Raw genomic sequence first — 2,117 nt, forward strand, 5'->3', positions numbered from 1 at the left:
TGCAAAAGGTCTGACGCGGTCGCGATTGGCCGAAGGGACAGGTTGATTGCTTCTCGGCTACCACGACGACCCGCGGCATCAGCGGAACGCGCTACCTTACCTTCCCGGCAAGGGCACCGGGAGACACCATGTGCAGGGAGTTGATGCGTGGTGAAGGTTTTGTTGACGAGCGTTCGCGGTGAAATCTTCTGATGGGAAATACCCCCGGAACAGGTCATGGGAGACCCGTTCCGGGGTGTGAGGTTACTTGTTCTTCGGCGCGGCCGGCTTCTTGGCGTGTGCCTGGGCCTTCTCGCTGAGAAGGGTTTCTGCATCGTGCGCATTGAAGGGATAGAGTTGCACCGACTGCTGACCAGTGTTGGCCAGGGTGATGTCGACGCGACGGTTTTGGGCCAGATAGATGACGGTGAGATTGCGCATGATTTTCGCTCTCTCTTCATCCGTCAGCTCAGGATTGGTCTGGACAAGCTGCTTTACATCATCCTTCGAGAGCGGATGCTCGTCGCCCATCGCTTGCGTATCGATGGATCCCTCGGGAACACCCTGGTCGATCAGGAAATGCTTAACGGTGCCGACGCGGCGTTCTGAAAGCGCCTTGTTGTACTCGGCTCCGCCGCGTGGATCCGCGTGGCCGGTGAGGGTCAGACGCGCATCCGGCTTAACCTGCAGGTAGTTCTTGAAGTCCGTTGCCAAGGTGGTGAGAATCTGCTCCTGGCTTGCTGCCAAGCCCTTATCTGGACGCTTCTCATTCGGCAGGGCGGTCGGGAAGAAGACGCTGTGCAGCAGGAGACTCGGCGGCGGAGGCGGCGGAGGCGGGGGCGGAGGCGCCTGAATGGTGACGGTGGCGTTAGCCGTCGCAGTGTGCCCCTTGTCATCGGATACGGTGCAGGTGATCTGCGCCGGACCGGTGGAAGCGCCCGTTGAAGAGTACGTCGCCGAGGTTCCGCTGCCGCTGATGGTGCCACTCGAAGCCTCGTAGCTATAGGTGAGCGGACGGTTCTGTGGGCTGACGCCTTGTGCCGTGATGGTCGACGAATCACCCGGCCTGAGATCAGTTGGATTCGCTGAGCAACTGAGGGTTGGCGGCTCAAACTGCTTGACGGTGTAAGTTGCCGAGCAGCCGGCGACCTGCCAGGGCTTTTCGCCTTCCTTGCCAGGCTTTCCTTCTTTCAGGTTGGCCGTCGCTGTGTAGGATCCGGGATTCAAGGCAGAGGTGTTGACGGTCGCCGTCGATCCGTTGCCGGTAACGCCGTCGCCGCTCCACGTATACAACGTGTTCAATTTCGGATTGAGACCTTCTGCATTGGCAGTCACAGTGACCGGCTCGCCGGGGTAGACCTGAGAGGGCGAGGCCGAACACGAGGCGGTGGGAGGAACCGGAGGCTTGCCACCAAAGTTATATCCGAAACCCGCAATCGCACCGTTTGTGATGGTGTCATATACGAATTGTTTCGTGGTGGGCTGGTAGTTCACATCCAGATAGCGCCATCCGAACGCCAGTCCGAACTTGGGGGTGAAGTTGACATTCATCAGGGCCACCATCTGGTAGTCCAAGTTGGCTCCGCCAGCGCCGGCATCTCCTGCCAGGGTCACGGAGGCCTTCTCACCAAAGGGCAGTATGAATCTGCCGCCGCCGAGACCGTCGACCCACTGGGTGGATCGCGAAGTACCGAGACCTGAGGGCTCCAGAGTGTTGTTCAGGCTCAAGTACCAATAGCGAATTCCGCCGAGGGCATCGAACTTCAGGTGATCGCTGTCAAGGAGCCTGAACCCCACCTTCGGCGTAAGGATCGACTGTGTCAGATCAGTTCTGAGCGTTGTCTGTGTAAAGTCGTTGATGGGGATCCCGTTGTCGACGCCGAGTTTCATCCACAAGAAGTCCACCGGCATCACGAAGCGGCCTCTATCGGCCTCGACTGCGATTGGGATGATCCCTTTCAGGGTATGAAAGACATCGCTGAACGGAACATGGATGCTGGCATTATGGCCCAGTGCTCCAACGGTTCCGTGCAATCCGGGAAACCAACCATAAATCGAGATCCCGACTCGCCAATCGCCTCCCGTGCTTCCGGTCGGGTATTGAGACACAGGACCGGGCCCCTGGGCTGGCGTTGGCT

The 2,117-nt window shown here is 59.2% G+C and carries 1 protein-coding gene; it reads right to left on the bottom strand.

All coding sequences use genetic code 11. The features are described from left to right. Positions 1-243: 243 nt before the first annotated feature. Positions 244-2,117 (bottom strand): OmpA family protein (locus WA354_RS18065; RefSeq protein ID WP_472814413.1); only part of this gene is annotated, 1,874 nt, incomplete at its 5' end.

It is taken from the genome of Occallatibacter sp. (assembly GCF_049802275.1).
GTDB lineage: Bacteria > Acidobacteriota > Terriglobia > Terriglobales > Acidobacteriaceae > Telmatobacter.